Origin of the sequence: Pseudomonas sp. A2, from assembly GCF_023100865.1 — a bacterium.
Lineage (GTDB): Bacteria > Pseudomonadota > Gammaproteobacteria > Pseudomonadales > Pseudomonadaceae > Aquipseudomonas > Aquipseudomonas asiatica.
The window spans coordinates 162151-188330 of the sequence record NZ_CP039127.1; the positions used below are offsets into that span (position 1 = coordinate 162151).

The 26180-nt window shown below is 62.1% G+C and carries 24 protein-coding genes; 5 read left to right on the forward strand and 19 right to left on the reverse strand.

Annotated features, from left to right (window positions below; genetic code table 11):
• Positions 1-2: 2 nt before the first annotated feature.
• From E5221_RS00790 to E5221_RS00800, 3 genes are all read left to right on the forward strand, one after another.
• Positions 3-473, forward strand: coding sequence for an inhibitor of vertebrate lysozyme family protein (locus tag E5221_RS00790; protein ID WP_247846765.1), 471 nt, complete (start codon positions 3-5; stop codon positions 471-473).
• 743 nt (positions 474-1216) lie between these two features.
• Complete coding sequence (gltP, locus tag E5221_RS00795) at positions 1217-2545, forward strand: glutamate/aspartate:proton symporter GltP (RefSeq protein ID WP_003256981.1); 1329 nt, start codon at positions 1217-1219, stop codon at positions 2543-2545.
• A gap of 161 nt (positions 2546-2706) precedes the next feature.
• Positions 2707-3936, forward strand: a complete 1230-nt coding sequence (locus E5221_RS00800; RefSeq protein ID WP_247846766.1) for a spore maturation protein — start codon at positions 2707-2709, stop codon at positions 3934-3936.
• Positions 3937-4078: 142 nt separating this feature from the next.
• Here the strand turns inward: E5221_RS00800 and E5221_RS00805 are convergent, their stop codons facing one another.
• From E5221_RS00805 to E5221_RS00845, 9 genes are all read right to left on the reverse strand, one after another.
• Entirely contained in the window at positions 4079-4696 is a 618-nt protein-coding gene (locus tag E5221_RS00805; protein ID WP_247846767.1) for an ABC-type transport auxiliary lipoprotein family protein, read from the reverse strand.
• A complete protein-coding gene (locus E5221_RS00810) occupies positions 4693-5631 on the reverse strand; it encodes an MlaD family protein (protein WP_003256978.1) in 939 nt (312 codons plus the stop codon). Before E5221_RS00810 ends, E5221_RS00805 begins: the two co-directional genes overlap by 4 nt.
• A gap of 3 nt (positions 5632-5634) precedes the next feature.
• The gene (locus tag E5221_RS00815) at positions 5635-6426 is read right to left on the reverse strand and encodes an ATP-binding cassette domain-containing protein (RefSeq protein WP_039612423.1); all 792 of its coding nucleotides are present in this window, start codon (positions 6424-6426) and stop codon (positions 5635-5637) included.
• The gene (locus E5221_RS00820; RefSeq protein WP_182329908.1) at positions 6423-7556 is read right to left on the reverse strand and encodes an MlaE family lipid ABC transporter permease subunit; all 1134 of its coding nucleotides are present in this window, start codon (positions 7554-7556) and stop codon (positions 6423-6425) included. The genes E5221_RS00815 and E5221_RS00820 overlap by 4 nt, the downstream gene beginning before the upstream one ends.
• A gap of 116 nt (positions 7557-7672) precedes the next feature.
• Positions 7673-8695 carry a DUF5924 family protein gene (locus E5221_RS00825; protein WP_247846768.1) on the reverse strand — a complete coding sequence of 341 codons (1023 nt, stop codon included), beginning with the start codon at positions 8693-8695 and terminating at the stop codon, positions 7673-7675.
• Between the two features lie 94 nt (positions 8696-8789).
• Entirely contained in the window at positions 8790-10196 is a 1407-nt protein-coding gene (locus tag E5221_RS00830; RefSeq protein ID WP_247846769.1) for a pitrilysin family protein, read from the reverse strand.
• Between the two features lie 30 nt (positions 10197-10226).
• Complete coding sequence (locus E5221_RS00835) at positions 10227-11885, reverse strand: Na/Pi cotransporter family protein (RefSeq protein WP_023661571.1); 1659 nt, start codon at positions 11883-11885, stop codon at positions 10227-10229.
• Between the two features lie 194 nt (positions 11886-12079).
• Positions 12080-12850, reverse strand: a complete 771-nt coding sequence (locus tag E5221_RS00840) for a TerC family protein (RefSeq protein WP_003256974.1) — start codon at positions 12848-12850, stop codon at positions 12080-12082.
• Between the two features lie 71 nt (positions 12851-12921).
• Positions 12922-14229, reverse strand: coding sequence for a CitMHS family transporter (locus E5221_RS00845; protein WP_039612426.1), 1308 nt, complete (start codon positions 14227-14229; stop codon positions 12922-12924).
• A gap of 267 nt (positions 14230-14496) precedes the next feature.
• On the opposite strand from E5221_RS00845, the gene E5221_RS00850 reads away from it, so the two are divergent.
• The gene (locus E5221_RS00850) at positions 14497-14898 is read left to right on the forward strand and encodes a GFA family protein (protein WP_061550160.1); all 402 of its coding nucleotides are present in this window, start codon (positions 14497-14499) and stop codon (positions 14896-14898) included.
• Between the two features lie 127 nt (positions 14899-15025).
• Here E5221_RS00850 and E5221_RS00855 read toward each other — a convergent pair whose 3' ends face one another.
• From E5221_RS00855 to E5221_RS00900, 10 genes are all read right to left on the reverse strand, one after another.
• Positions 15026-16981 (reverse strand): DUF4105 domain-containing protein, encoded by a 1956-nt coding sequence (locus tag E5221_RS00855; RefSeq protein ID WP_247846770.1) that lies wholly within the window; start codon positions 16979-16981, stop codon positions 15026-15028.
• Positions 16978-17298 carry a DUF2388 domain-containing protein gene (locus tag E5221_RS00860; RefSeq protein ID WP_003256970.1) on the reverse strand — a complete coding sequence of 107 codons (321 nt, stop codon included), beginning with the start codon at positions 17296-17298 and terminating at the stop codon, positions 16978-16980. Before E5221_RS00860 ends, E5221_RS00855 begins: the two co-directional genes overlap by 4 nt.
• A 36-nt stretch (positions 17299-17334) precedes the next feature.
• Entirely contained in the window at positions 17335-17628 is a 294-nt protein-coding gene (locus E5221_RS00865) for a DUF2388 domain-containing protein (RefSeq protein ID WP_061550158.1), read from the reverse strand.
• 88 nt (positions 17629-17716) lie between these two features.
• Positions 17717-18034, reverse strand: a complete 318-nt coding sequence (locus tag E5221_RS00870) for a DUF2388 domain-containing protein (RefSeq protein ID WP_015268503.1) — start codon at positions 18032-18034, stop codon at positions 17717-17719.
• A 306-nt stretch (positions 18035-18340) separates the two neighbouring features.
• Positions 18341-18556, reverse strand: a complete 216-nt coding sequence (locus tag E5221_RS00875) for a DUF1127 domain-containing protein (protein WP_003256968.1) — start codon at positions 18554-18556, stop codon at positions 18341-18343.
• A gap of 373 nt (positions 18557-18929) precedes the next feature.
• Positions 18930-20423: an acetyl-CoA hydrolase/transferase family protein gene (locus tag E5221_RS00880; RefSeq protein ID WP_247846771.1), complete on the reverse strand. Its 1494-nt coding sequence runs from the start codon at positions 20421-20423 to the stop codon at positions 18930-18932.
• Between the two features lie 186 nt (positions 20424-20609).
• Positions 20610-22046, reverse strand: coding sequence for an NAD(P)(+) transhydrogenase (Re/Si-specific) subunit beta (locus E5221_RS00885; protein ID WP_024087962.1), 1437 nt, complete (start codon positions 22044-22046; stop codon positions 20610-20612).
• A gap of 2 nt (positions 22047-22048) precedes the next feature.
• On the reverse strand, positions 22049-22363 hold the full coding sequence (locus tag E5221_RS00890) for an NAD(P) transhydrogenase subunit alpha (protein ID WP_003256966.1): 315 nt from the start codon (positions 22361-22363) through the stop codon (positions 22049-22051).
• 11 nt (positions 22364-22374) lie between these two features.
• Positions 22375-23496 carry a Re/Si-specific NAD(P)(+) transhydrogenase subunit alpha gene (locus tag E5221_RS00895; protein ID WP_015268506.1) on the reverse strand — a complete coding sequence of 374 codons (1122 nt, stop codon included), beginning with the start codon at positions 23494-23496 and terminating at the stop codon, positions 22375-22377.
• A gap of 436 nt (positions 23497-23932) precedes the next feature.
• Positions 23933-24832, reverse strand: a complete 900-nt coding sequence (locus tag E5221_RS00900) for a LysR family transcriptional regulator (protein WP_061550156.1) — start codon at positions 24830-24832, stop codon at positions 23933-23935.
• 161 nt (positions 24833-24993) lie between these two features.
• On the opposite strand from E5221_RS00900, the gene E5221_RS00905 reads away from it, so the two are divergent.
• Positions 24994-26175: an acyl-CoA dehydrogenase gene (locus tag E5221_RS00905; protein WP_003252907.1), complete on the forward strand. Its 1182-nt coding sequence runs from the start codon at positions 24994-24996 to the stop codon at positions 26173-26175.
• The last annotated feature ends 5 nt before the right edge of the window (positions 26176-26180 follow it).

The following is a 26180-nucleotide window of genomic DNA, read 5'->3' on the forward strand; positions in this document are numbered from 1 at the left end:
AGATGGGCAGGAAGCGTTGGACAGCCCTGGCTGCCGCCCTGTTACTGGGTGGCAGTGCAGCGGCGATGGCGGCCAATGACGGCCAGGTCCGGGTCGACCAGTTGCTCGGCTCGGACCCGGAGTACAGGGAAACCTGGCAGGAGACGATCAAAGGCGAGGAACGCCTGCCTGACTGGGTGGTCAATCTGACCGGCAGTTCCCAGCAGCAGATGTCTGCAGTTACCGAGGACGGCGACAAATACCTGGTCGGCCCGTTGTGCGAAGGCAAGGAAAACTGCACCTACAAGCGCCTGATCGTGGCGTTCAGCTGGGACAAGGATGATGCCTACGGGATGCTCGTGGAGGTGCCCGAAGGTCTGCCGAACGACAAGTCGCCCACCCGTCACGCACAGTACCGCTGGCTGGGTGAGCCGGACGACGGCATGAAAGCGATGCTGCAGGAGCAGCTCAAGCGTGACCCGAACTGGTACTGAGCGTTTGTACCCGGTACGGATGAAAGGTCATGCACTGTCACGTAATAGAAGCTGAACCTTTCTATATTTCAGCCTTCTATGATGCGCCGCCCCGAGGAGGGGCTGCACATGACCAAGGGGTCGGGCTGTTCTGATTGTTGCAGGATCGGAGTGGCCTAGGGGTACAGGGAGTGCCTCCAGCAATGGGCCGGGTCAGGAAAGGCGGAATCGGAAGTTTCAGGTCGGCGGTGCCATAGGGGCATCTGACCAGACCTGACTTCCGAGGAGCCATGTAGGAAACGTCTCTTCCTGCGCGATTTCTTCTTCGAGACACATTTTGTCTCGACCGCACGTCAATTTTTTTCGATCAGCTCGGCGCTTGTTCAAGTGGCATTTCGGCCATTCGGATTGTCGAACAAGCCATCGCCCCTGTCCTTTTTACCCTGCCAAATCTGCCTAAAAATGGCGGTTTGGTCTTGTTCGGGATTCCGAACGTTGGAAATCAAGCACTTGCGAACCTCCCGTTTTGGTCAGAAACGTTATGCATAAACGGCATGGGTCATGCGCTTCAGGCATTAGATTTCCCCCTTTGCCATCGCAATAGTTGCCGCCTTTTTCGCCGGCCGAGCGCCCCTGTCGCTCGCCTGCGGTGTCCTTACATGAAGTCGCCGGACGGAAGCAGCTGCTGCCCGTGACCTAGCCAACGGCTCTGTTACGCGCGTTTCCGTTGGGTGCCCATGACCACTAGAACAAAGGGTAAAGACATGAAGAAGGCAAAACTGAGCCTCGCCTGGCAGATCGTCATCGGTCTGGTCCTGGGTGTTGCAATCGGCGCTCTACTGAATCATTTCAGTGCAGAAAAGGCATGGTGGATCAGCAATGTCCTCCAGCCCGCTGGTGACATCTTCATTCGCCTGATCAAGATGATCGTCGTCCCGATCGTGATTTCGTCGCTGATCGTGGGTATCGCCGGGGTTGGCGACGCGAAGAAACTGGGCAGCATCGGCCTGAAGACCATCATCTACTTCGAAGTGGTGACCACCATCGCCATCGTCGTCGGCCTGGTGTTGGCCAACCTGTTCCACCCGGGCGCCGGCATCGACATGAGCACCCTGGGTACAGTGGACATCTCCAAGTACCAGGCTACCGCGGCCGAAGTGCAGCACGAGCATGCGTTCATCGAAACCCTGCTGAACCTGATCCCGTCGAACATTTTCGCAGCGCTGATGCGTGGCGAAATGCTGCCGATCATCTTCTTCTCGGTGATGTTCGGCCTGGGTCTGTCGAGCCTGCAGGCAGAGCTGCGCGACCCGTTGGTGCGTACTTTCCAGGCGGTTTCCGAGACCATGTTCAAGGTCACCCACATGATCATGAACTACGCCCCTATCGGCGTGTTCGCCCTGATCGCAGTGACCGTGGCCAACTTCGGGTTCAGCTCGCTGCTGCCGCTGGCCAAGCTGGTGGTACTGGTGTACTTCGCCATCGCCTTCTTCGCCTTCATGGTGCTGGGCCTGGTTGCCCGCCTGTTCGGCTTCTCGGTGATCAAGATCATGCGCATCATGAAAGATGAGCTGATTCTCGCCTACTCCACCTCCAGCTCGGAAACCGTGCTGCCGCGCGTGATCGAGAAGATGGAGAAGTACGGTGCGCCGAAGTCGATCTGCTCGTTTGTGGTACCGACCGGCTACTCGTTCAACCTCGACGGTTCGACCCTGTACCAGAGCATCGCGGCCATCTTCATTGCCCAGCTGTACGGTATCGACCTGTCGTGGAGCCAGCAGCTGCTGCTGGTGCTGACCCTGATGGTCACCTCCAAGGGTATCGCTGGCGTACCGGGTGTTTCCTTCGTGGTGCTGCTGGCCACCCTTGGCAGCGTGGGTATCCCGCTGGAAGGCCTGGCCTTCATCGCCGGTGTCGACCGCATCATGGACATGGCCCGTACCGCCTTGAACGTTGTGGGCAACGCCCTGGCAGCCTTGGTCATCGCGCGCTGGGAAGGCATGTACGACGCGGCCAAGGGCGAGAAGTACTACGCCTCGCTGATGGCCGGCAAGCAGGAAGCGGCCATGGTTGGCGAAGCTGCCAAGCGCTGAGCCTGATGAGCTGAACAAGAAGCCCCGACCTGTCGGGGCTTTTTGTTGCCTGTGAGATCTTGCGGCCCTTTCGCGACGCAAGGCCGCGGCCCTCGCCTGCGGTCTCCAGCCTTACGCCCCGATACGCTATCATTCGGGCATTTTTCAGGGGGAACACACGGATGCTCAACGGCCTTTGGCTTGGCTTTTTCCTGGTGGCGGCAGTGTCCGCCCTGGCCCAATGGCTAATAGGCGGCAACGCCGGCATCTTCGCGGCGATGGTCGAGAGCATATTCGCCATGGCCAAGTTGTCGGTCGAGGTGATGGTGCTGTTGTTCGGCACGCTGACCCTTTGGCTGGGCTTTCTCAAGATCGCCGAGAAGGCTGGCATCGTCGAGTGGCTGGCCAAGGTGCTCGGCCCGTTGTTTGCCCGGCTGATGCCGGAAGTTCCGCCCGGCCACCCGGCCCTGGGCCTGATCACCATGAACTTCGCCGCCAACGGCCTGGGGCTGGACAACGCCGCCACGCCGATCGGCCTGAAGGCCATGCGCGCACTGCAGGAGCTGAACCCCAGCAGTACCACGGCGAGCAACGCACAGATCCTGTTCCTGGTGCTCAACGCATCGTCGTTGACCCTGCTGCCTGTGACCATCTTCATGTATCGGGCCCAGCAAGGTGCGGCGGACCCGACCATGGTGTTCCTGCCAATCCTGCTGGCCACCAGCGTCTCCACCTTGGTCGGCCTGCTGTCGGTGGCATTGATGCAGCGCCTGCGCCTGTGGGACCCGGTAGTGCTTGCCTACCTGATTCCCGGTGCCTTGCTGTTGGGCGGCTTCATGGCCTTTCTCGGCACCCTTTCGGCGGCCGCGCTGGCCAGCCTGTCGTCGATCCTGGGCAACCTCACGTTGTTTGGTGTGATCACCCTGTTCCTGGTGATCGGCGCCTTGAAGCGGGTGAAGGTGTATGAAGCCTTTGTCGAAGGCGCCAAGGAAGGTTTCGATGTGGCCAAGGGCCTGTTGCCTTACCTGGTGGCGATGCTGGTGGCGGTGGGTGTATTGCGGGCCTCAGGCGCCCTGGAGCTGGCCTTGGACGGTATTCGTCATGCGGTGACTGGGCTGGGTCTGGACACCCGCTTCGTCGAGGGCTTGCCCACGGCGCTGGTCAAACCGTTCTCCGGCAGTGCGGCGCGGGCGATGCTGATCGAGACCATGCAGACCCACGGTGTGGACAGCTTCCCGGCGCTGGTGGCGGCGACGATTCAGGGGAGTACCGAAACCACCTTCTACGTGCTGGCGGTTTACTTTGGTGCGGTGGGTATCCAGCGCGTGCGCCATGCCGTCGGCTGCGCCTTGCTGGCGGAGTTTTCCGGTGTGATCGCGGCGATATTCGTCTGCTACTGGTTCTTCGCCTGACGCGGACCGTTGTGGGAGCGGCCTTGCGTCGCGAAAGGGCCGCACAGCGGCCCCAGGATTTCGGCGCTCATGCAAGAATGCCGGGGCCGCTTCGCGGCCCTTTCGCGACACAAGGCCGCTCCCACAAAAAGCAGGCAGGGGTTTAGTGAGCGCGAACGCTTGCTGCTTGCGCAATGGTCCAACTCACCACCTGCCCGGTCAGCTGGTCGCAGGCCTTCCCGAAGCCGGCAACCACCGCTGACACCTGCTTGTCGGCCAGCGGCTGGCGGATTTCGAAGCGTTTGCTGGCCAGAATGCGCTGGTTGCGGCCTTGGACCAGGCGTGCGTCATAGCGGATCACCACCTCCACCGCCCCGCCCGCGCTGTATTCGGTCTGGAACGCCTGCAGCTCGCCAGCCAGCTCGTAGTCGGCCTGCAGGTTGCTGTCGTCGGCACTCAGGCGCTGTACCTGGCCGTCACGCTGGAAACCGTCGAGCAGGCGGTTGCGCAGCAGCACCGGCACTGCGTCGCTCCAGCGCGCGCCCTTGTAGCTGCTGACCACATCGCCCTGGGGAATCACTGCAATCCGTGGCCCGGCCAGCACTTCGCTGGCCAGCGGCTTGTTCAGGCGCAATGACCAGTCCAGCGCCGGCGCCGTCCGGCCGGGCTGGTTCACCGGCAGACGGTACAGGTCGACGGGCTCGCTCTGCGGCAGGATCGAGCAGGCACTGGCCAGGCTCAGTGCGGCCGCCAGGGCCAGCAGGCGCAGCGACGGTTTCATGGTTGGAACTCCTTGTTGTTGTCGCGGCCGAGCAGGTAGCCGCTAGGGTCGGCCTCCAGTTGCCGGGAAATGCCTTTGAGTGCGTTTAGGGTTTCGCGTAGCTCGCGAATCGCCGGGGTCAGCTGGTTCAGGCCCTGGGCACCGTCGCCGATGGCTTCGCGGTTGTCCTCGAGCAGGCGGTTGATGGTGGCGGTGCTCTCGGCCAGTGACTGCATGGCCTGCTCGGCGCTGCCGATTGCCTGCTTGCCTTCGCTGCCCAGCAGGCCGTTGGCATTGCGCATCAGTGCCTGGGTTTCGGCCAGGGTGGCGCTGGCCTGCTTGCCCACCTGCACCAGTTGCTCGATGGCCTGGGTGATGCTGCCGTGCTGGCCAGCGAAGGCGCCGGTGGTCTTGTCGAGGTTGGACAGGGTGTTGCTGAGGTGGCCGATGTTGTCCTCGGAAAACATCTGGTTGGCGTTATGCAGCAGCAGGTTGATGTTGGTCACCAGGTCGCTGCTGTCATTGAGCAGGCGCGAGATTGGCGAGGGCGATGCGATGATCACCGGCAGCTTGCCGTCCTTGCCTTTCAACTCGGGGCTTTGCGGGGTGCCCCCGCTGAGCTGGATGAACGAGTTGCCGGTCACGCCGGCCAGGGTCAGCTTGGCCTGGGTGTCTTCCTTCACCGGGGTGTCGGCGCTCAGGCGCACCCGTGCCAGTACCCGGCGCGGGTCTTTCGGGTCCAGGCGCAGGGTGGACACATCGCCTACCTTGATGCCGTTGTACTGCACCGGGCTGCCGCGGGACAGGCCGGAGACGGCTTCGTTGAACACCACTTCGTAGTCCTTGAAGGCGTCGTCGACACTCGACTTGGCCAGCCACATGCCGAACAGCATGGCGCCGGCCACCACCAGGACGGTGACCAGGCCGATAAGAACGTGATGGGCTCGGGTTTCCATTGCTCAGCGCTCCTGCCCGGCACGGGTGGCGGCCTGCTCGGCTGCGCGCCCGCGTGGGCCATGAAAGTATTCTTGAATCCAGGCGTCGTCGGTCTGCTCGACCTCGGCCAGCGGGCCGGCCACCAGGACCTTCTTCTGCGACAGCACGGCGATGCGGTCGGTAATGGTGTACAAGGTGTCGAGGTCGTGGGTGATGAGGAATACCGACAGGCCCAGGGCGTCACGCAGGGTAAGGATCAACTGGTCGAAGGCGGCGGCACCGATCGGGTCCAGGCCGGCGGTGGGTTCGTCGAGGAACAGGATGTCAGGGTCCAGTGCCAGTGCCCGGGCCAGCGCGGCGCGCTTGATCATGCCCCCGGACAGCGAGGCCGGGTATTTGTCGGCGGCCGAGATTGGCAGCCCGGCCAGGGCCAGTTTCACCCCGGCCAGGTGCTCGGCATCGGCGCGGGACAGCCCGGCGTGCTCGATCAGCGGCAATGCCACGTTTTCGGTGACAGTCAGCGAAGAGAACAGCGCGCCCTTCTGAAACAGCACGCCGAAGCGCCGCTCGACCAGTGAGCGCTGCTCTTCGCGCAGGCCGGACAGGTCCTGGCCGAACACCTTGATCTGCCCTTCGTTGGGCCGCCGCAGGCCAATAATGCTGCGTAATAGCACCGACTTGCCGCTGCCCGAGCCGCCGACCACGGCGAGTATCTCGCCGCGATACAGGTCGAGGTCGAGGTCTTCGTGCACGCTCTGACGGCCGAAGCGGTTACAGATGCCGCGGGCCTCGATCACACGTTCCTGGCCATTCACCAGCCCATCTCCATGAAGAACAGCGCAGCCACCGCATCCAGCACGATGACCACGAATATCGACTGCACGACCGCCGAGGTGGTGTGCGCGCCAACCGATTCGGCGCTGCCGCTGACCTTGAAGCCTTCCAGGCAGCCGATCGCGGCGATCAGGAAGGCGAAGAACGGTGCCTTTGCCAGGCCGACCAGGAAGTGCTGCACGCCGATGTCGCTTTGCAGCAGCGACAGGAACATGGCTGGCGAGATGTCCAGTGTCAGCGCGCACACCACCGCGCCGCCGACGATGCCGCAGATCATCGCGATGAAGGTCAGCAAGGGCAGCGAAATCAACAGCGCCAGTACGCGCGGCACCACCAGCATCTCCATGGGGTTCAGGCCCAGGGTGCGGATGGCGTCGATTTCTTCGTTGGCCTTCATCGAGCCGATCTGCGCGGTGAACGCGCTGGCGGTTCGGCCGGCCATGAGGATGGCGGTCAGCAGCACGGCGAACTCTCGCAGGAACGAGAATGCCACCAGGTCGACGGTGAAGATGGTCGCGCCGAAATCGGCCAACACCGTGGCGCCGAGGAAGGCCACCACCGCGCCCACCAGGAAGGTCAGCAGGGCGACGATGGGCGCGGCGTCCAGACCGGTCTGTTCGATGTGCGCCACGACCGGGGTGAAGCGCCAGCGATGTGGTTGCAGCGCTCGGCGCAGCAGGGTTTCGAGGATCAGGCCAACGAAACCGAGCACTTGCATGGTGTCTTGCCACAAGGTACCGACGGCGCAGCCGATGCGTTCCAGCAGCAACAGCAGCACGTTACGCTCTGGCTCCTTGACCGGGATGCAGTAGTCCTGCACCGAGCAATAGACGTTCTTGAGCAGGGCGCGGCTGGCTTCGGGCAGGCCATGGGTGCAGCGCGACAGGCGTTCGGAGCCGAGCAGTTCGGCCAGCAGCGAGGCACCGGCAGTATCCAGGCGTCCCAGTTGGCTGAGGTCGGCGACGGTATCGGCAGCATATTGCGCCCGCAGGCGCTCGCTCTCACGCTTGAGGCTGGCGTAGTGCGCCAGGGTCCAGTCACCGGTAATGCGCAGGCAGGCCGGTTGGCTACTGGTGTCCAGGGTGGCGCTGGGGGTGGTCATCGGCTCCATGCTACTGACTCGGCGCTAAGGCTTAGGGCCTGATCATAGCGCAGCGAGCATGGGCTGTTTGGTGATTATGTGCTGTCTTCACTGACCTTGAGGGCCGCAAAGCGGCCCCCTTTCACTCACCCCGCGGGTGCGTCATCGACCACCTTGAAGCGCAGCACACCGATGACCTGCCCATCCTCTGTCAGTACCCTCACCTGCCACTTGCCCACCGGGTTCGGCGGGAAGTTCTGCTTGTGGGTCCAGGCCCGGTAGCCTTCCTTGCGCCCGCCATGGATGTCCAGGGCAATGCGATCAACTTCCTGGCCGTCCTTTTGCCACACGTGATAGATCCGCTCGTTCAGGCCGCGTGGCGCGTTGATCGCGGTGTAGGCGTACAGGCCGCTGCTACGGATGCGGCTGGCGGCAATTTCGTGCAGCGAATCGCCCGGCTGGCGGTTCAGCACTTCGGTACTGACCGCCACTTCGGTCATCCACAAGGTTGCTGGTGGCACCCAGGAGCGCAGAAGCCAGCCCCCGCCGCCAACCGACAGGGTGACCAGCACTAGGGCCACGGCACGGCGCCAGTTGTTGATCGGGAAGCTGCTGGCAAGGCTGGGAAACGACAGGGCCATGGCTGCGATGAGGGCCAGCTTGAAGCTTTGCGCGGTGGTCAGGTGCAGGATGATCGGCAGCGCGGTCAGCAGGGCGGCGAACAGGGTCAGGGTATGCAGCGCCAGGAACAGCCAGCGCCTCGGTGCAAGCCACTTGTAGTACAGCGGATCGGTGATCGAAATCAGCCCGGCGGCACCAAGCAGGCCGGTGAACACCAACTGGCCGCTGTTCCAGGTGGTGGTGATGAAGAAGAACGGCAGTACGAAGAACAGCGATTCCTGGTGGATCATCTGTGTCGCATAGCGCAGCAATGGCTGCGGTATTTCGCGGTTGAAGGTGCGCGCGAACAGGCCGGTGAGGGTGTTTTCCAGCATCAGCCAGAGCCAGCTGACCAGCATGAGCACAGCTACCCAGCTGGCAAGGCCAGCCTGGCGGTCGACTAGTATGAAACTGCCGATGCCGGAGAGGAAACCGCCGAGCGCGATGATGCCGGGGTAGCGTTTGAGCAGTTCGATGATGCGCTGGACGATGTGGGGGATTTGGGGCATTGGGGGCTACAACAGAATGGGTGAGGTGACTGTGCTGGCCTCTTCGCGGGCGCGCCCGCGAAGAGGCCGGTACTGGCAAAAGGATACCGTCGTTTCACTGCTCGCGTGTAGCACCGCTCGGTTTTTCCGGACCATGCCGACGCCAGCGCAACAGCCCCGCTGCCAGGATCAGCCCCAACAGCAAGGCAACCAGCCCATAGAGTTCATCATAGCCAAGCAACGGCTTTTCGATACGCACATAGCCATCTTCCTTGAGCAGTTCCTTCAGCGCCTCGTTGGCCTGCGCCAGGCTGACCTGCCGCAGCTTGCGCACCGGGTTGGCGAAGCGTCCGTCGCTATAGTCGTTCAGCGCGCCCCAATAGTAGTCGGCCAAGGCACTGTTGCCCTGGGTGCTCCAGCTTTCCTTGGCGACGCTGGCGTACTTGATGCGCTCGAAGGTGTCCGGGTCGAGGCCTTCCTTGCGCAGGTGATCGAACAATTTCTGCATCACCTCGACCGCCTGGTCGACGTCCTCGCGCTCCAGGTCGGCATTGAGGCTCAGCAGGCCAGTGTCGCCGAAGCTCTCGCGTTGTGCCGAAGGGCCGTAGGACAACCCGTTGCGCAAGCGCAGCTGGTCATACAGCGCCCAATCCAGATAGTGCGACAGCAGGTCGAGGGTGGCCTGATGGTCGTTGTCTAGCACCGGCTCGACGAACAGCCAGTGCAGCTTGACGCTGTCGCCCAGCCAGCCGCGGGTCAGGTCGCGGCGCTGTTCAGCTTGCTGGCCGATGCTTTCCAGGGTGCGGCGCTCCTCCGGCTCGGTGGCGGGCAATTCGCCAAAGGTGCGCTCCAGGTAGGCCGGCAGCAGGCGGTCGAGGCCGCCGACCACGATCAGGGTCATGTTGTTGGCCGCGTACCAGCGGTCACGCAAGGTGTTCACCTGCTCCAGGGTCATGTCGTCGAGGTTGGAGCGCTCCGGGCATTTCAGGCCTAGCTCGGTGGCCAACTGGTCGCTGGCGGGGTGGCCGATGTCCTGGCGGTCGAGCCAGCGCTGCAGGTGGCCATAATGGCCGCCATCTTCACGCTCGATGATGCGCTTGGCGGTGGCCAGGGCCTTGGCATCTATGCGGGTTTCGTGGATCACCGCCAGTAGCAGGTCGAGGACTTTGCGCTGGTTGCGCGCCGGGGCTTCGATGACGAAGGTGGTGTCGGCGCTGCTGGTGTAGGCGTTCCACTCGCCGCCCAGCGATTGCAGGCGCTCTTCCAGGCCACCCTCGCCGGTTGCGTCGATGCCGCTGAACAGCAGGTGCTCGAGCAGGTGCGGCAGCTCTTTCTGCTCGCAACTGAAGTCATCCAGGCCGACGCCGACCACCAGGCGAATCGCCACATGGTCACGTTCATAACCGTTTTTCAGGATGACCTGCAGGCCGTTGGGCAACAGGTAACCTTCAACCCGCGAGCGGTCGAGGGCGAATGAGGGCAGGCTGCAGATCAGCAGGCAAACGAACATCAGGCAACGCATGGGCGAGCTTGGGTCCTCAGGTAGGCGAAATCACGGCAGACGGGCTTCGTCCGGCACGCTGTCGAGCATCAGCCCGCCCGTGTCCGAGCCGCCCAGTACCACATAGGCACTGCTACAGAACAAAGAGTTCAACCGTTTCATGTCGGCGATCAGCTCCAAGTGTAGCGAACTGGTCTCGATACTTTGCACTACCTTGCGCTGCAAGCGGCTGACATGGGCGTGGGCAAGGCGCCGTTCCTGGGCGCGAAAACGGCGTTTTTCCCGCAGCAGCAAGCGGGCGCTTTCCGGGTCGGCACTGAGGAACACCGACAAGCCCAGGCGCAGGTTGGCCAGCAGCTGTTCCTGCAAGCCGGTCAGCTCTTCCAGGCCCACCTGGGAAAACTCCCGGCGCTGGCTGGTTTTCTGCTGTTGGACCTTGCGCAGCATACGCTCGATCAGGTCGCAGGCCAGCTTGAGGTTGATCGCCAGTTCGATGATTTCTGCCCAGCGGCGGTTGTCCTGTTCGCTGAGGCCTTCACGTGAAATCTGCGCCAGGTACAGCTTGATCGCGCTGTACAAGGCTTCGGCGTCCTCGCCCAGGGCGCGGACCTGCTGCGGCAAGGCGGCCTGGGTACCGCGCAGGGCACCGAGCATGGCTTCGAGCAGGCTGTCGACGATATCGCCCAGGCGCAGGGTTTCGCGGGAGGCGTTGGCCAGGGCCAGGCTGGGTGTTTCCAGCGCCGAGGTGTCGAGATGGCGCGGGCGAATCTGGCCGTTGCCGTTTTCCCGTTCGGGCAGCAGGCTGTTGCACAGCCTGCCCATGGGTTTGACCGTGGGCAGCATGATCAGGCAACGCAGCGTGTTGTAGAGCAGGTGGAAGCCGATGACCAGCTCCTGTGGGCTGAAGCTCAGTGAGTCCATCCAACCCACCAGCGGGTGCAGCACTGGGATGATCAGCAGCAAGCCGATCAGCTTGTACAGCAGGCTGCCCAGGGCCACACGGCGTCCAGCGGCGTTCTGCATGCTGGTGCTGATGAAGGCCAGCAATCCGCTGCCGATGTTGGCGCCCACCACCAGGCCGATGGCCACTGGCAGGCTGATCACTTCGGCGCCGGCCAGTGTCGCGGTGAGCAGCACGGCGGCCAGGCTGGAATAGGAAATCATGGCGAACAGTGCGCCGACCAGGGCGTCGAGCATGATGTCGCCGGTGAGCGAAGCGAACAGCACCTTCACGCCTTGGGCGTGGGTAATCGGTGTAGCTGCCTGCACGATCAGCTCAAGTGCCAGGATGATCAGGCCAAGCCCGATCCCTACCCTGCCCAGCTGGCCCGCCCGCGTCTGCTTGCGCGAGAGGAAGAAGATCACACCCAGGAAGATCAGCAGCGGCGACAGCCAGGACAGGTCCAGGGTCAGCACCCGGGCCATCAGCGCGGTACCCACGTCGGCGCCGAGCATGATTGCCAAGGCCGGGGTCATGGCCATCAGGCCTTGGCCGACGAACGAGGTGACCAACATGGCTGTGGCGTTGCTGCTTTGCACCAGGGCTGTGACCAGAATGCCTGCGACGAACGCAAGCGGGCGTTTGCTCATGTTCTGGCTGATGATGCGCCGCAGGCTTGAGCCGAATACCCGGAGTATGCCGGTACGCACGATGTGGGTGCCCCAGACCAGAAGCGTAACGGCCGAGAGCAGGTTGAGCAGGGTCAGCATGGCGACGGCCCCCTGTTGCATTGGCCCAGAGGGCCAAGAGACGAAGCGTGAGCGTTTGAAGAATTTTCAGTGCTCACTCAAAGCTTTAGTTGTTTTGCGGAGCTGTCGCCAGCTTCGCATGGCTGTTATTTGTTTGAAATATGGCGGAAATGAAAAAAGGGCCCGAAGGGCCCTTTGTCCTGCACTTCCTGATCTTATTGACCCGGAATGTCCTTGCGCAGTTTCACTGGCTCGTGCTCTTTGCCGTTCTTGCGGGCCAAGGCAGTTCGCATGCGGATGTTGATGGCTTCCACCGCCAGCGAGAACGCCATGGCGAAGTAGACATAGCCTTTAGGCACATGTACGTCGAAAGATTCGGCGATCAGCACGGTACCGACCACGATCAGGAACGATAGTGCGAGCATCTTCAACGACGGATGTTTGTCGATGAAGTCGCTGATGGTGCCGGCGCACAGCATCATCACCAGCACGGCGACGATGATCGCGGCGATCATCACCGGTACGTGGGACACCATGCCCACCGCAGTGATCACCGAGTCCAGCGAGAACACGATGTCGATGATGGCTATCTGGATGATGGTGTAGAAGAACTTGCCACCCGCGCCTTTCGGTTCTTCCGGGTTTTCGTCCTCGCCTTCCAGGCCGTGATAGATCTCTTGCGAGCTTTTCCACAGCAGGAACAGGCCACCAAAGAACAGGATCAGGTCCCGCCCGGAGATGCCCTGGCCCAGGACCACGAACAGGTCGGCGGTAAGGCGCATGACCCAGGTGATCGACAGCAGCAGCATGATACGAGTGACCATTGCCAGGGCCAGCCCGAAGATCCGGGTGCGCGGCTGCATGTGCTTGGGCATGCGGCTGACCAGAATCGAGATCATGATGATGTTATCGATACCGAGGACGATCTCAAGCGCGGTAAGGGTAAAAAAGGCAACCCAGATTTCCGGGCTGGTCAGCCATTCCATGTGTCTTCCTTCGAACGGTAAAGGCGACGCGCCCGGATCCGGGCGCGTCGCGTTAGGGAAATACGTGTTTATTAAAGACTACTGAACAGCGGAAAAATCCCCATCAGCAGCGCGGCGAGCATTATGCACAGGCACACCAGCACTGCCCACTTCAAGGTGAAGCGCTGATGATCGCCGAACTCGATCCCGGCCAGGGCCACCAGCAGGTAGGTGGAGGGTACCAGGGGGCTTAGCAGGTGTACCGGCTGCCCGACGATCGACGCACGGGCCATTTCCACCGGGCTGATGCCGTAGTGGCTGGCAGCTTCGGCCAGCACCGGCAGCACGCCATAGTAGAATGCGTCGTTGGACATGAAGAAGGTGAACGGCATGCTCACGATCGCGGTTATCACCGCGAGGTATGGGCCCAACGCCTCGGGGATGACCGACAGCAGGCTCTTGGACATGGCGTCGACCATGCCGGTGCCCGACAGGATGCCGGTGAAGATGCCGGCGGCAAAGATCAGCCCGGTGACCGCCAGCACGCTGCCGGCGTGGGCGGCGATGCGGTCTTTCTGCTGCTGCAGGCACGGGTAGTTGACGATCATGGCGATGCTGAAGGCGATCATGAACAGCACGGGCAGCGGCAACACGCCGGCAACCAGCGCGACCATCAGGGCAGCGGTCAGGGCACCGTTGAAGTACAGCAATTTTGGCCGGCGCGCGTCCGGGTACTGCGAAACGGTAATTTGGCTGTGGTCGATGTCGTCGGTGGGCAGGTGCAACTCGCCCAGGCGGGCACGTTCGCGCTTGCCGTACATGTAGGCGATGGCCAGGATCGCCAGCACGCCGAACAGCATGGCCGGGATCATCGGTACGAAGATGTCCGACGGGTCCACGTGCAGGGCGCTGGCGGCGCGGGCGGTCGGGCCACCCCAGGGGGTCATGTTCATTACCCCGCCGGCGAGAATGATCAGGCCGGCCATGATCCGCGGGCTCATGCCCAGGCGACTGTACATTGGCAGCATGGCGGCGCAGCAGATCATGTAGGTGGTGGCGCCGTCACCGTCGAGCGAGACCACCAGGGCCAGTACCGCGGTGCCGACGGACACTTTCAGCGGATCGCCCTTGACCAGCTTGAGGATCTTGCGCACGGCCGGGTCGAACAGGCCGGAATCGATCATCAGGGCGAAATAGAGGATGGCGAACATCAGCATCACGCCGGTAGGTGCGAGCTTGCTGATGCCCTCGAGCATCATCGGGCCGATCTTGGCGGAAAAACCGCCGAACAGGGCGAACAGGATCGGTACCAGGATCAGCGCGATCAAGGCCGACAGGCGCTTGGTCATGATCAGGTACATGAAGGTGATGACCATGGCAAAGCCGAGGAAGGTCAGCATGGCAATACTCCAGGCGTGGCGCGGCGAAAGGAACGTCGATTCGGGCGGATCAGCGCGCTTGGCGCTGTGCAGGGAGCATGCGGAGGGGGGCTACGGAAAGTCGGGCACAGGAATACATCTGAATCACCATTGTTGTTGTTGATTGGGCCGGGCGCGGTGGTTACCGGGTGCCCTGGCTGACCGGTCTTGTGCCGGTAGTGGGGGCTATCCTATGAGGGCAAGCTTTCAGCCAGCTTTCGCCGAAGCAAAGGTGACGAGAGGTAGGTGATGCAGGATGTGACCGAGGGTGGCTGCCATTGTGGCGCCTTGCGTTATCGGTTGGAGGGCGACCTGACGGACATTGCCCATTGCCATTGTTCGATCTGCCGGCGGGTCAGTGGCGGGCTGGTGGTGACCTGGCTCACCCTGCCCCGCTCGGGGTTCCGGTGGGTGGCGGGCGAGCCGAACTGCTATGTGGCGCCGGCCAGTTGCAGCCGGTACTTTTGTGGGCATTGCGGGGCGCATATGGCGTTGGTGACTACACATAGCCCGGAGACGGTGGATGTGACGGTGGCGACGCTGGACCACCCGGAACGGGTCAAGGCCAACCGGCATATCTGGGTGGGTAGCCGGTTGCCTTGGTTGCATCTGGATGAGGATTTGCCTTCGGAGGCCGAGGAGAACCTGTAGGCTTTGTGCTGTCTGTGCCGGCCCTTTCGCGGGTAAACCCGCTCCCCACAGTGACGGCGCAGATCTCAGGTGTTGTACAGATCCTGTGGGAGCGGGCATGCCCGCGAAGAGGCCGGCACAGTGGACGTTACAATTGCAGGCCACCGGCGGCCTTGTGCAGCGCCCGCAGATGTTCGCCCACCTGCTTCACATTGGCTTCCACCGCCGCAATTTCCTTGGCCCGCGACGGCTCCAGCAGCGCCCTCACCTCTTTGTCCAGGCTTGTGCTCAAGCGCAGCAACTGCGCTTGCCGCTCACTGCTGACCTGTTCCAGGTGCTTGCGCTCCTGCGGCTGCGGCAGCCCGTAGCCTTTGCTGTCGAGCAACTCTGCCGGGCGGCTGAGGAAGCCACTGTTGGCGAGCATTTGTCTGAGGGTCGCATCGGCCTTGCTGACGCTGCCATCCTTCAGCGCGGCGGCGTTCAGGTAACGCTGCTTGACCTCGTCCTGGGCCAGCAGCAGTTGCCGGCGCAAGCTGGCCTGTTCAAGCAGCAGCAAGGCGGCGCTGGTGCGCAGGTCGGCCTGGGCGAACCAGCCCCGGCGTTGCTCGGCGTCAAGGGCCAGCCAGTCTTCGACCTTGTCCTGCTTTATTGGCAACTGCTTCTTCAACACCTCGAACATGGCCTGGTAACGGTCACGGTAGGAGTCGAAGCGATAACCCAGGCGCAACGCTTCGCGGGGGTCGTCTAGTACGCTGGTGTCGGCCAGCCCCCTGCCCTTGAGCACAGCCAGCAAGCCATTGGGCATGATGCTGTCGAGGTCGTTCAGGCGTGGGTTGGCGGTGCCGCTGCGCAGCAGCTTCAACGACTCTACTGCGCAGTTGTTGGACAGGAACCAGTAGTTGCCATCGTAGCTCCAGTGCATTTCGGCGGCCTGACGCACCAGGTTCTCGATCTCGTCGCGGTCGAGCCGCAAGGGCACCGAGGCCAGGCTGCGCAGTTCGGTCTTGGTGTACTCGTCGATCACCTGGCCCAGCGGCAGCACGAACAGACGCGAGGGGTAGGCACCGACCAGGCCGTCCCAGCTGGAAAGCTGTACATCGTTGACGAAGGCGCGGTACGACAGCACCAGGCTCTGGTCGAGGTCCAGGCGGCAGTCCGGCCCGCGTGGGCGGCCCGGCTTGCAGATCACCAGGCGCAGCATGCTGTGGCCCCAGCGGCTGACCAGGTTCTGGTTGGCTTCGGCCAGCAGGTAGTCCACCTCATAGACCCGCTCGGGGTCGATTTCGCCCAGCGGCTGGCGGCCGAAGTCGCTGCCGGCATTGATGAACGGCAGGCCCTTGGCGCAGCTGTCCTGCTGTGGTGCCCAGCCGAAGTGTTCGCGCAGGTACTGGTTCAGCGCCGGACGGCGGCAGCCGTAGCTCGGGTCGAGTAGGAAGTACTCCATGTTGACCGCGATGTACTCCTTGGGGCTGCTCAGTTCATAGCTGTCGGGGCTGCGCACGAACTGGCCGTTGTGCTGCTCGCGCTCGCCGCGTCGGCCCACGTACTGCTGCCAGCCGGCCAGGTCGAGCAGGCGTGGGTCGTCGCTGAGGGTGAAGCGGCGCTCGGCCTGGCCACGGCATGCTTCGGGCAGGCCGACCTTGCCCAACGTACCTTGCTGGCGCTTGCAACGGGCGATCAGCGCGTTCTCGGCGCTGGGCCACAGCCGGGCACGGTCATAGATATGGGTGAGTTCGTGCAGCACGGTGGCCAGCAGTTCTTCTCGCACCGTGCCATGCGGGCGGTTGGTGCGTTCGGTGGCCGCACTGCCATCGGTGAGGCTGGGCAGCAGGCGGCGATTTAGTTCGAGGGTAGAGACCAGCGATGCCTGGCCATAGGCGTCGGCAGGCATGTTGTCGCTCCAGCTGACACGTACGCGGCGGTTCAGCTGTTGCTTGAAGCTGGGGGGCAGCTTGCCCATGGCTTCGTCGAGCAGAGCCTGAGTGGCCAGGGCCTGCTGTGAGTCAAGGCCGGACGCCTGCAGCTCGAGCTGCAGGTCGGCCAGGGCGGGCGTGCCGAGCAGCGTCAGGGCGCAGCCGAGCAGCCAGGCGCGCACGCGGTTCACAGCGCGAGGATGGCTTCAGCCAGTACCTGGTCGCTGGCGTCACGCGCTTGCGGCACGCGCTCGCGCAGGGTGTTGAAGGCGGCCTCGAGCTGGGCGCCGCGGATGTCACCGTTGCTGGCGACAAAGCTGGCGGCGTCGTCATGGGCTTCGCGCACCACTTTTGAATCGCGGATCGAGGTGGTGGTGTCAGAGGTGAAATCGATCGAACGGCCAAAGGCGCGCACGATGATATTGCTGGTGGCCACCAGGGTCTGTGCCTGGGCCAGGTCGGCCAGCAGCAGCATGCCGAGGGTAGCGGCAATCAGCGGTTTACGCATGGAGCATCTCCGAAAAATACAGGGAGTCAGATTTAATTATTGGACGAGAATTGCTTGCGCCAGTTCCAGATCGCCGACGGTATGCCGTGCGCAATTGTGGCGTAATGATTCCAGCGCTGCCTCCAGCCGTGCACCGCGGATCTGGCCGTCGCTGGCGACGAAGGCAGCGGCATCGTCCTGGGCCTGGCGGACAAGTTTGCGGTCGAACGGTGCGCTGGTGACCTGGCTGGTTACATAGCCGGTAATGACCAGGTTTTGCGTAGTGGTATCCATGGCATGGGCGCTGGCCATGCCAACAACGGAGAACAGCAACGGCAACAGATAACGCATGGGCTCTACAACAACTGGAAACGTGGGCGGCAAAGGTGGGTATGGCTGTGCTGGTGGTGACCAGCACAGCTGAATGGCTCAGCCGGGGTCAGAGCGCCAGGATGGCCTGCGCCAGTTGCGCGTCGCTGGCCTGCAGGGTTGGCATCTGCGAGCGGATGTGCAGGAAAGCGCTTTCCAGCTTGGCACCGCGGATGTCGCCCTGGCTGCCAACGAAGCTGGCGGCGTCGTCACGGGCGGCCTGGACGATCTTGTCGTCACGGAACGAGGAGGAAATATCGGAAGTGGCATCGGTGGACGCGGCCACTGCGCCAACGACGGCGTCGGTGGTTACAACGAAGCTGGTGGCGTTTGCGGTGCCGGCCAGGCTCAGCATCAGGGCGGCGCCAATCAGGTATTTACGGGACATGATCGTGGACTCCTGGACTAGGGTCGGGTGGTTCTGCTTTATCGGACGCTCGCACAGCTCGTCGCGGTACTTTTCAACAGTGCGTTCTACCAGACTGTTACGCCAAGCGTATCACGCGCCGGTGTTTCTGGATGTTAATGAACAGCGCACCAATAAACTGTTCTGGTCTGATTTATGTTTTTCAAAACTGTACAGGTTCGCTGGGAAAAGGCTCTGGCATGCCGCCTGCAAACAAAAAACCCGTCGCAGTCACCTGCAACGGGTTTCGGGAATTCGCGGTGCCGGCCGAAGCCGGCAAGCCGGAGCTTAGCGCCAGAATGGCTTGCTCAGCTCTTCGTAACGCTGCGACTCGCTGATACCGGCGTCGGCCAGCAGGCGGGCGTCCAGGCGAGCCAGTTGACGGCGGCTGGCCATGCGGCGCTGCCACAGCAGCAAGGTGGACAGAGCGCGCAGCGGCAGCGAAGCGTTGGATTGTTGGGCGTTGCTTTCAAAAACCAGACCGGAACTGAGGGTACGTTCCATGATGTTTCATCCTTCCGCTTATGGCGGGATTAGGTAGTGATTTAACTGATGCCAATGATCCTCCTCTGTCGTCCATAACAGTAGATACAGTTCAGTTGAAAGACGATGGTCCAGTTAACTGTGTAACCCTACTGTTGCACTCGAAACTGGCGTAACTGTACTGGTCTGCCCTTATTTGGTGCATTTTCATTAAACCAAAGGTATTTGGCTGCCAGGAAGGCGTGAAATTACCAGTACAGTAGTACAGATTAATTGGGTAACGGCGACCAGGTATCTTGATAGACGGGTTGGACTGTTATGGCCCATTCGCTAGCGAGCATGCGAAGAAGCCGGAACAGCGGGAGCAGGGCCGCCGTTCCGTACCACATCTGTATCAGCTAGCCAGCATGCGCCCGGTTTCTTCCAAGTTCTCGTGCCAACTCAGGGCTTCACGCAGGATGTGCGGGGTATGGCCGCCACGCTGGCAGGCGCGATCGAAGTAGTCGCTCAGTGCTGCGCGGTAGTCCGGGTGCACACAGTTGTCGATGATCGCCCTGGCGCGCTCGCGTGGCGCCAGGCCGCGCAGGTCGGCCAAGCCTTGCTCGGTGACAAGGATGTCCACATCGTGCTCGGTATGGTCGACATGGCTGACCATCGGCACCACGCTGGAAATCGCCCCACCCTTGGCAATCGACTTGGTGACGAACACGGCCAGATGGGCGTTACGGGCGAAGTCACCCGAGCCGCCGATGCCGTTCATCATCTTGGTACCGCTGACGTGTGTGGAATTGACGTTACCGTAGATATCGAACTCAAGCGCGGTGTTGATACCGATGATGCCCAGGCGACGGACCACCTCCGGGTGGTTGGAGATTTCTTGCGGGCGCAGTACCAGCTTGTCCTTGTAACGCTCCAGGTTGCCGAACACGTCGGCGTTGCGGCGGGTCGACAAGGTGATCGAGCTGCCCGAGGCGAAGCTCAGCTTGCCGGCGTCGATCAGGTCGAAGGTGGAGTCCTGCAGTACTTCGGAGTACATGGTCAGGTCTTCGAACGGCGACTCGATCAGGCCGCACATCACTGCGTTGGCAATGCTGCCGATACCGGCCTGCAGCGGGCCAAGCTTGTTGGTCATGCGGCCGGCCTCGACTTCTTTCTTGAAGAAGTTGATCAGGTGGTCGGCGATGCCCTGGGTTTCGTCATCCGGCGGCAATACGGTGGACGGCGAGTCCGGCTGGTCGCTGATGACGATGCCGACGATCTTGGCCGGGTCGATCGGGATGGCGGTGCTGCCGATACGGTCGTCGACCTTGACCAGCGGGATTGGCGTGCGGGTCGGGCGGTAGGTCGGGATATAGATGTCGTGCAGGCCTTCGAGGTTGGTGTTGTGCGAGAGGTTGATCTCGACAATCACCTGCTTGGCGAAGATCGCGAAGCTGGCCGAGTTGCCCACCGAGGTAGTTGGCACGATATGGCCTTGCTCGGTGATGGCCACGGCTTCGATGACCGCGATGTCCGGCAGCTTCAGCTGCTGGTTGCGCAGCTGCTCGACGGTTTCCGACAGGTGCTGGTCGATGAACATCACCTGGCCGTCGTTGATGGCCTTGCGCAGGGTGCTGTCGACCTGGAACGGCATGCGGCGAGCCAGCACGCCGGCCTCGGTCAGTTGCTTGTCCAGGTCGTTGCCCAGGCTGGCGCCGGTCATCAGGCTGATTTTCAGTGGCGACTGCTTGGCACGTTCGGCCAGTGCATGTGGTACGGCCTTGGCTTCGCCGGCGCGGGTGAAACCGCTCATGCCGACGGTCATGCCGTCCTCGATCAGACCAGCGGCATCAGCCGCACTCATTACCTTGCTGTGCAGGGAGGACAAGCGGATACGATCACGGTACATGGATTGTTATCTCGGGCTACTGAAACTACTGCAGCGCAGTCTAGAGACTTCGCCCCTTGCCGTCCCACGACCATGGTCGTATGAGAAGCCTTGGAATAGAGCCGTTGATCCGGATCAATAAAAGAAAAGCCCCGGCAGATTCTGACCGGGGCTTCCTTTATATCAACTGGTTTGCAGCGGGCGTTGTCACTCCACCGCCTTGACCATGTCTTCGATGACTTTCTTGGCGTCGCCGAACACCATCATGGTCTTGTCGAGGTAGAACAGTTCGTTGTCCAGGCCGGCATAGCCGCTGGCCATGGAGCGCTTGTTGACGATGATGGTCTTGGCCTTGAACGCTTCGAGGATCGGCATGCCGGCGATCGGCGACTTGGGGTCGTTCTTCGCCGCAGGGTTGACCACGTCGTTGGCGCCCAGCACCAGCACCACATCGGCCTGGCCGAACTCGGCGTTGATGTCTTCCATCTCGAACACTTGGTCGTACGGCACTTCGGCCTCCGCCAGCAGCACGTTCATGTGCCCGGGCATACGGCCGGCCACCGGGTGGATCGCGTACTTCACGGTCACACCGTTGTGGCTCAGCTTCTCGGTCAGTTCCTTGAGCGCGTGCTGGGCGCGAGCCACCGCCAGGCCGTAGCCAGGGACGATGATCACGCTGTCGGCGTTGCTGAGCAGGAAGGTGGCATCGTCGGCCGAGCCAGACTTCACCGGGCGCTGCTCTTTGGAGCCTTGCGCCGCGCCAGCATCGGTATCACCACCGAAGCCACCGAGGATGACGTTGAAGAACGAACGGTTCATCGCCTTGCACATGATGTACGAAAGGATGGCACCGGACGAGCCGACCAGAGAGCCTGCGATGATCAGCATCGAGTTGTTCAGCGAGAAGCCGATACCGGCCGCTGCCCAGCCCGAATAGCTGTTAAGCATCGACACCACCACCGGCATGTCGGCGCCCCCGATCGGAATAATGATCAGCACGCCCATGATGAAGGCCAATACCAGCATCAGGGTGAAGGCACTGTAGTGGCCAGTGAAGGTGAACAGCAGGCCCAGGGCGATGGTGGTCAGGCCGAGGATCAGGTTCAGCTTGTGCTGGCCGGTGAACTGTACCGGTGCGCCCTGGAACAGGCGGAACTTGTACTTGCCCGACAGCTTGCCGAAGGCGATCACCGAGCCGGAGAAGGTAATGGCACCGATGGCTGCGCCGAGGAACAGCTCCAGACGGTTGCCGGTGGGGATCGGGTCGCTCATGGCGGCAACGATGCCCATCGATTGCGGTTCCAGCACCGCGGCGATGGCGATGAACACCGCTGCCAGGCCGATCATGCTGTGCATGAAGGCGACCAGTTCCGGCATTTTGGTCATCTCGACGCGCTTGGCCATGATCGAACCGGCGGTGCCGCCGACCAGCAAGCCAACGAGGACGTAGCCGATGCCGGCGGTGGCAAGCTCGGCCCCGAGCTTATAAATGAGGCCGACCGTAGTGACGATGGCGATACCCATGCCGATCATGCCGAACAGGTTGCCGCGCCGCGAGGTAGTCGGGTGCGACAGGCCCTTGAGCGCCTGGATGAAGCACACCGAGGCGACGAGGTAGAGGAGCGTTACCAGATTCATGCTCATGCTTACTTCTGCGCCTCGTTCTTGGTTTTCTTCTTGAACATCTCAAGCATGCGACGGGTGACCAGGAAGCCACCGAACACGTTGACTGCGGCCAGGGCTACCGCAAGGGTGCCCATCAGCTTGCCGGCCGGGGTCACGGTCAGGGCGGCGGCCAGCATGGCGCCGACGATGACGATCGCGGAGATGGCGTTGGTCACGGCCATCAGCGGTGTGTGCAGCGCCGGGGTGACGTTCCACACCACGTGGTAGCCCACATAGATGGCCAGCACGAAGATGATCAGGTTGTAGATGCCATGGGAAATCAGCATGTCTTCCATTGTCGTGCTCCTTAGCCGTTCTTGCGGACGACCTGACCATCACGGCACATCAAGCAGGCCGCGACGATGTCGTCTTCGAGGTTGATGACCAGCGCGCCGTCCTTGTCGAACAGCAGCTTCATGAAGTCCAGCAGGTTGCGTGCATACAGTGCCGAGGCATCGGCGCCCACCTGGGCCGGCAGGTTGGTCGGGCCAACGATGATCACGCCGTTCTCCTGTACCACCTGGTCGGCGACAGTCAGTGGGCAGTTGCCGCCTTGGGCTGCTGCGAGGTCGATGACCACCGAGCCGGGCTTCATCTGCGCGACGGTTTCGGCGCTGAGCAGGGTCGGCGCCTTGCGCCCCGGGATCAGCGCAGTGGTAATGACGATATCCGCCTGCTTGGCGCGCTCGTGCACGGCCTGGGCCTGGCGTTGCATCCAGCTTGCCGGCATTGGACGGGCATAACCGCCGACACCTTCGGCGCACTCGCGCTCTTCATCGGTTTCGTAGGGTACGTCGATGAACTTGGCGCCCAGCGACTCGATCTGCTCCTTCACGGCCGGGCGTACGTCGGATGCCTCGATCACTGCGCCCAGGCGCTTGGCCGTGGCAATGGCCTGCAGGCCGGCAACGCCCGCGCCCAGGATCAGCACGCGCGCGGCCTTGACGGTACCGGCGGCGGTCATGAGCATGGGCATGAAGCGTGGGTAGTGATGGGCAGCCAGCAACACCGCCTTGTAACCGGCGATGTTGGCCTGCGACGACAGCACGTCCAGGCTCTGCGCCCGCGAGGTGCGCGGCGCGGCTTCCAGGGCGAACGCGGTAATGCCGCGCTCGGCCATCTTGCCGATCAGCTCGCTGTTGAAGGGGTTGAGCATGCCCACCAGGAGGCTGCCACTGTTGATCAGGGCCAGTTCCTGGTCGTTGGGGGCGACCACTTTGAGCACCAATTGGGCGCCGTAGGCATCGGCTGCACTCCCCAGGGAAGCACCCACGGCCTCATAGGCACTGTCCGGAATGCTGGCATTGAGCCCTGCCCCCCGTTGGACGGTGACCTGATGGCCCTGGCCAATCAGTTTCTTGATGGTTTCCGGGGTCGCAGCGACCCTTGTCTCACCGGTCTGCGTCTCGAGAGGAACACCAATGTGCACGACTATTTCTCCTGCGGTGACCTTTTGTCTTTTTAAAAGCCAGCGCACTTCGGATGGTGCGCTGGGGCGGCTGTGGAGCGCCGACCCGCCGAATCCCGGGCGGGCGAAGCATTTTGCAGACGAAGCCAGAGGCCTTCAACCGGTTCTGGAGCGAAACGAAGTCAAAACTACAAGTCACCCTGTGACCGTATGTCGCAACGGTCAGGCTGCAGCCTGTCAAACATAGGCTATTGGCAGATTAGGAGAAAAAAACAAAAAATTTGCGGTTGATTCGCTTACGGCTTGGTGAATGTCGCAAAATAACCCGCGAAGCCGCGCCGTAAGCAGGGTTAAAGCGGATTTTTGCTCCTGCATAACAGTTTATGTATATGCGACAAATACATATATCTGTAGGTGTTAAAAATAATTGACTACGGAGTCAATTTATCGTGCCTGCTCACGTCTTGGCCGTGTACGCCTGGGCCTGGCTTACCAGCCAGTCACGGAAGGCGCGTAGCGAAGCCGACTCCACTTTGCGCTCCGGAATCATCAGATAGTAGGCCTTGTCACTACTCAGGGCATGCCTGTTAGCGACCACCAACCTACCCTCCTCCAACTCGCGCTGGATCAGGAACGGTGGAATCAGGGCGATGCCCATCTCATGCATGGCCGCCTGGGCGAGCATCGAGAATAGTTCATAGCGCGGGCCTGTCATGTCGCGTTCCACATTCATGCCGACGCTGCCGAACCATTGCCGCCAGGCATAGGGGCGCGTGCTCTGCTGCAGCAGGGGCAGTTGGGCAATACGCTGAGCGTCGAGTATGCCCTGCCCGCCCAGCAGCGCCGGGCTGCACACCGGTACCGGGTTTTCCCCCATCAGCCGGTGCGACTGGGTGCCGGACCAGTCGGCATCGCCGAAGTAGATAGCGGCATCGAAGGTGGTGTCGGCAAACAGGAATGGCCGGGTGCGGTTGGTGAGGTTGACCGTGACCTCAGGGTGGCGCTGCTGGAAGTCCTTTAGCCGTGGTAGCAGCCATTGGGTACCAAAGGTGGGTACCACGGCCAGCTCGATCACGTTTGCGCCCTGCTGGCGCATTACCGACAAGGTGTCGCGCTCTACCGCGTCCAGTTGGGCGGCCACCTGGCGGCTGTAGGAAAGGCCGGCTTCGGTCAGCTTCACGCCGCGGCGCGAGCGGCGGAACAGTTCCACATTGAGGAAGGCTTCCAGGCCGCCTATCTGTCGACAGACGGCACCCTGGGTCAGGGCGAGTTCCTGGGCGGCCTTGGTAAAGCTCTCGTGGCGCGCCGCCGCCTCGAAGCAAACCAGAGCGGCGGTACTGGGGATCTTGCGGCGCATGTACGTCAACCTCACTCGTAAGGCTGTCAATATGGCGTTTTGCCGATTTACGAAGTGACAAATTATCACTAATTGGTGCGCAATCCTCGTTTGTCCCGGCGGCCGATCAGGCCTAGGCTCAAAGGCACAAGAAACTGCCCCCTATTTCGAGGATTTCGCTCATGGCCGGTAAAGCAAGCTTCAACTGGATCGACCCGCTGCTGCTCGATCAGCAGCTCACTGAAGAAGAGCGCATGGTGCGTGACAGCGCTTATCAGTTCGCCCAGGACAAGCTGGCCCCGCGTGTGCTCGAGGCCTTCCGTCATGAACAGACCGACCCGGCGATCTTCCGTGAAATGGGTGAGGTCGGGTTGCTGGGCGCCACGATTCCCGAGCAGTACGGTGGCAGTGGCCTGAACTACGTGTGCTATGGCCTGATTGCTCGCGAGGTAGAGCGCATCGACTCGGGTTATCGTTCGATGATGAGTGTGCAGTCGTCGCTGGTGATGGTGCCAATCAACGAGTTCGGTACCGAGGCACAAAAGCAGAAGTACCTACCCAAACTGGCCAGCGGCGAGTGGATCGGTTGCTTCGGCCTGACCGAGCCCAACCACGGCTCCGACCCGGGTTCGATGATTACTCGTGCCCGGAAGGTCGACGGCGGCTACCGCCTGACTGGCAGCAAGATGTGGATCACCAACAGCCCGATCGCCGACGTATTCGTGGTCTGGGCCAAGGACGATGCGGGTGATATCCGCGGCTTTGTTCTGGAAAAGGGTTGGCAAGGTCTCAGCGCGCCGGCGATTCACGGCAAGGTCGGCCTGCGCGCCTCCATCACTGGCGAAATCGTCATGGATAACGTATTCGTGCCGGAGGAAAACATCTTCCCGGATGTACGCGGCCTCAAAGGCCCGTTCACCTGCCTGAACTCCGCCCGCTATGGCATCTCGTGGGGTGCGCTGGGCGCTGCGGAAGCCTGCTGGCACACCGCGCGTCAGTACACCCTGGACCGTCAGCAATTCGGTCGCCCGTTGGCTGCCAACCAGTTGATCCAGAAGAAGCTGGCCGACATGCAGACGGAAATCACCCTGGCACTGCAGGGCTGCCTGCGTCTGGGGCGGATGAAGGACGAAGGCACAGCTGCAGTGGAGATCACGTCGATCATGAAGCGCAACTCCTGTGGCAAGGCGCTGGATATTGCTCGCATGGCGCGTGACATGCTGGGTGGCAATGGCATTTCCGATGAGTTCGGCGTGGCTCGTCACCTGGTCAACCTGGAGGTGGTCAACACCTATGAAGGTACTCACGATGTGCATGCACTGATCCTGGGGCGTGCGCAGACCGGCATCCAGGCCTTCTATTGATAAGG

What these genes read in the sequence shown, in the direction of transcription:
- E5221_RS00790 (WP_247846765.1), top strand. Translation starts at nt 3, where the DNA reads ATGGGCAGGAAGCGTTGGACAGCCCTGGCTGCCGCCCTGTTACTGGGT.
- gltP (WP_003256981.1), top strand. Translation starts at nt 1,217, where the DNA reads ATGAAGAAGGCAAAACTGAGCCTCGCCTGGCAGATCGTCATCGGTCTG.
- E5221_RS00800 (WP_247846766.1), top strand. Translation starts at nt 2,707, where the DNA reads ATGCTCAACGGCCTTTGGCTTGGCTTTTTCCTGGTGGCGGCAGTGTCC.
- E5221_RS00805 (WP_247846767.1), bottom strand. Translation starts at nt 4,696, where the DNA reads ATGAAACCGTCGCTGCGCCTGCTGGCCCTGGCGGCCGCACTGAGCCTG.
- E5221_RS00810 (WP_003256978.1), bottom strand. Translation starts at nt 5,631, where the DNA reads ATGGAAACCCGAGCCCATCACGTTCTTATCGGCCTGGTCACCGTCCTG.
- E5221_RS00820 (WP_182329908.1), bottom strand. Translation starts at nt 7,556, where the DNA reads ATGGAGCCGATGACCACCCCCAGCGCCACCCTGGACACCAGTAGCCAA.
- E5221_RS00825 (WP_247846768.1), bottom strand. Translation starts at nt 8,695, where the DNA reads ATGCCCCAAATCCCCCACATCGTCCAGCGCATCATCGAACTGCTCAAA.
- E5221_RS00830 (WP_247846769.1), bottom strand. Translation starts at nt 10,196, where the DNA reads ATGCGTTGCCTGATGTTCGTTTGCCTGCTGATCTGCAGCCTGCCCTCA.
- E5221_RS00835 (WP_023661571.1), bottom strand. Translation starts at nt 11,885, where the DNA reads ATGCTGACCCTGCTCAACCTGCTCTCGGCCGTTACGCTTCTGGTCTGG.
- E5221_RS00840 (WP_003256974.1), bottom strand. Translation starts at nt 12,850, where the DNA reads ATGGAATGGCTGACCAGCCCGGAAATCTGGGTTGCCTTTTTTACCCTT.
- E5221_RS00845 (WP_039612426.1), bottom strand. Translation starts at nt 14,229, where the DNA reads ATGCTGACCTTCCTCGGCTTTGCCATGGTCATCACCTTCATGTACCTG.
- E5221_RS00850 (WP_061550160.1), top strand. Translation starts at nt 14,497, where the DNA reads ATGCAGGATGTGACCGAGGGTGGCTGCCATTGTGGCGCCTTGCGTTAT.
- E5221_RS00860 (WP_003256970.1), bottom strand. Translation starts at nt 17,298, where the DNA reads ATGCGTAAACCGCTGATTGCCGCTACCCTCGGCATGCTGCTGCTGGCC.
- E5221_RS00865 (WP_061550158.1), bottom strand. Translation starts at nt 17,628, where the DNA reads ATGCGTTATCTGTTGCCGTTGCTGTTCTCCGTTGTTGGCATGGCCAGC.
- E5221_RS00870 (WP_015268503.1), bottom strand. Translation starts at nt 18,034, where the DNA reads ATGTCCCGTAAATACCTGATTGGCGCCGCCCTGATGCTGAGCCTGGCC.
- E5221_RS00875 (WP_003256968.1), bottom strand. Translation starts at nt 18,556, where the DNA reads ATGGAACGTACCCTCAGTTCCGGTCTGGTTTTTGAAAGCAACGCCCAA.
- E5221_RS00880 (WP_247846771.1), bottom strand. Translation starts at nt 20,423, where the DNA reads ATGTACCGTGATCGTATCCGCTTGTCCTCCCTGCACAGCAAGGTAATG.
- E5221_RS00885 (WP_024087962.1), bottom strand. Translation starts at nt 22,046, where the DNA reads ATGAGCATGAATCTGGTAACGCTCCTCTACCTCGTCGCCTCGGTGTGC.
- E5221_RS00890 (WP_003256966.1), bottom strand. Translation starts at nt 22,363, where the DNA reads ATGGAAGACATGCTGATTTCCCATGGCATCTACAACCTGATCATCTTC.
- E5221_RS00900 (WP_061550156.1), bottom strand. Translation starts at nt 24,832, where the DNA reads ATGCGCCGCAAGATCCCCAGTACCGCCGCTCTGGTTTGCTTCGAGGCG.
- E5221_RS00905 (WP_003252907.1), top strand. Translation starts at nt 24,994, where the DNA reads ATGGCCGGTAAAGCAAGCTTCAACTGGATCGACCCGCTGCTGCTCGAT.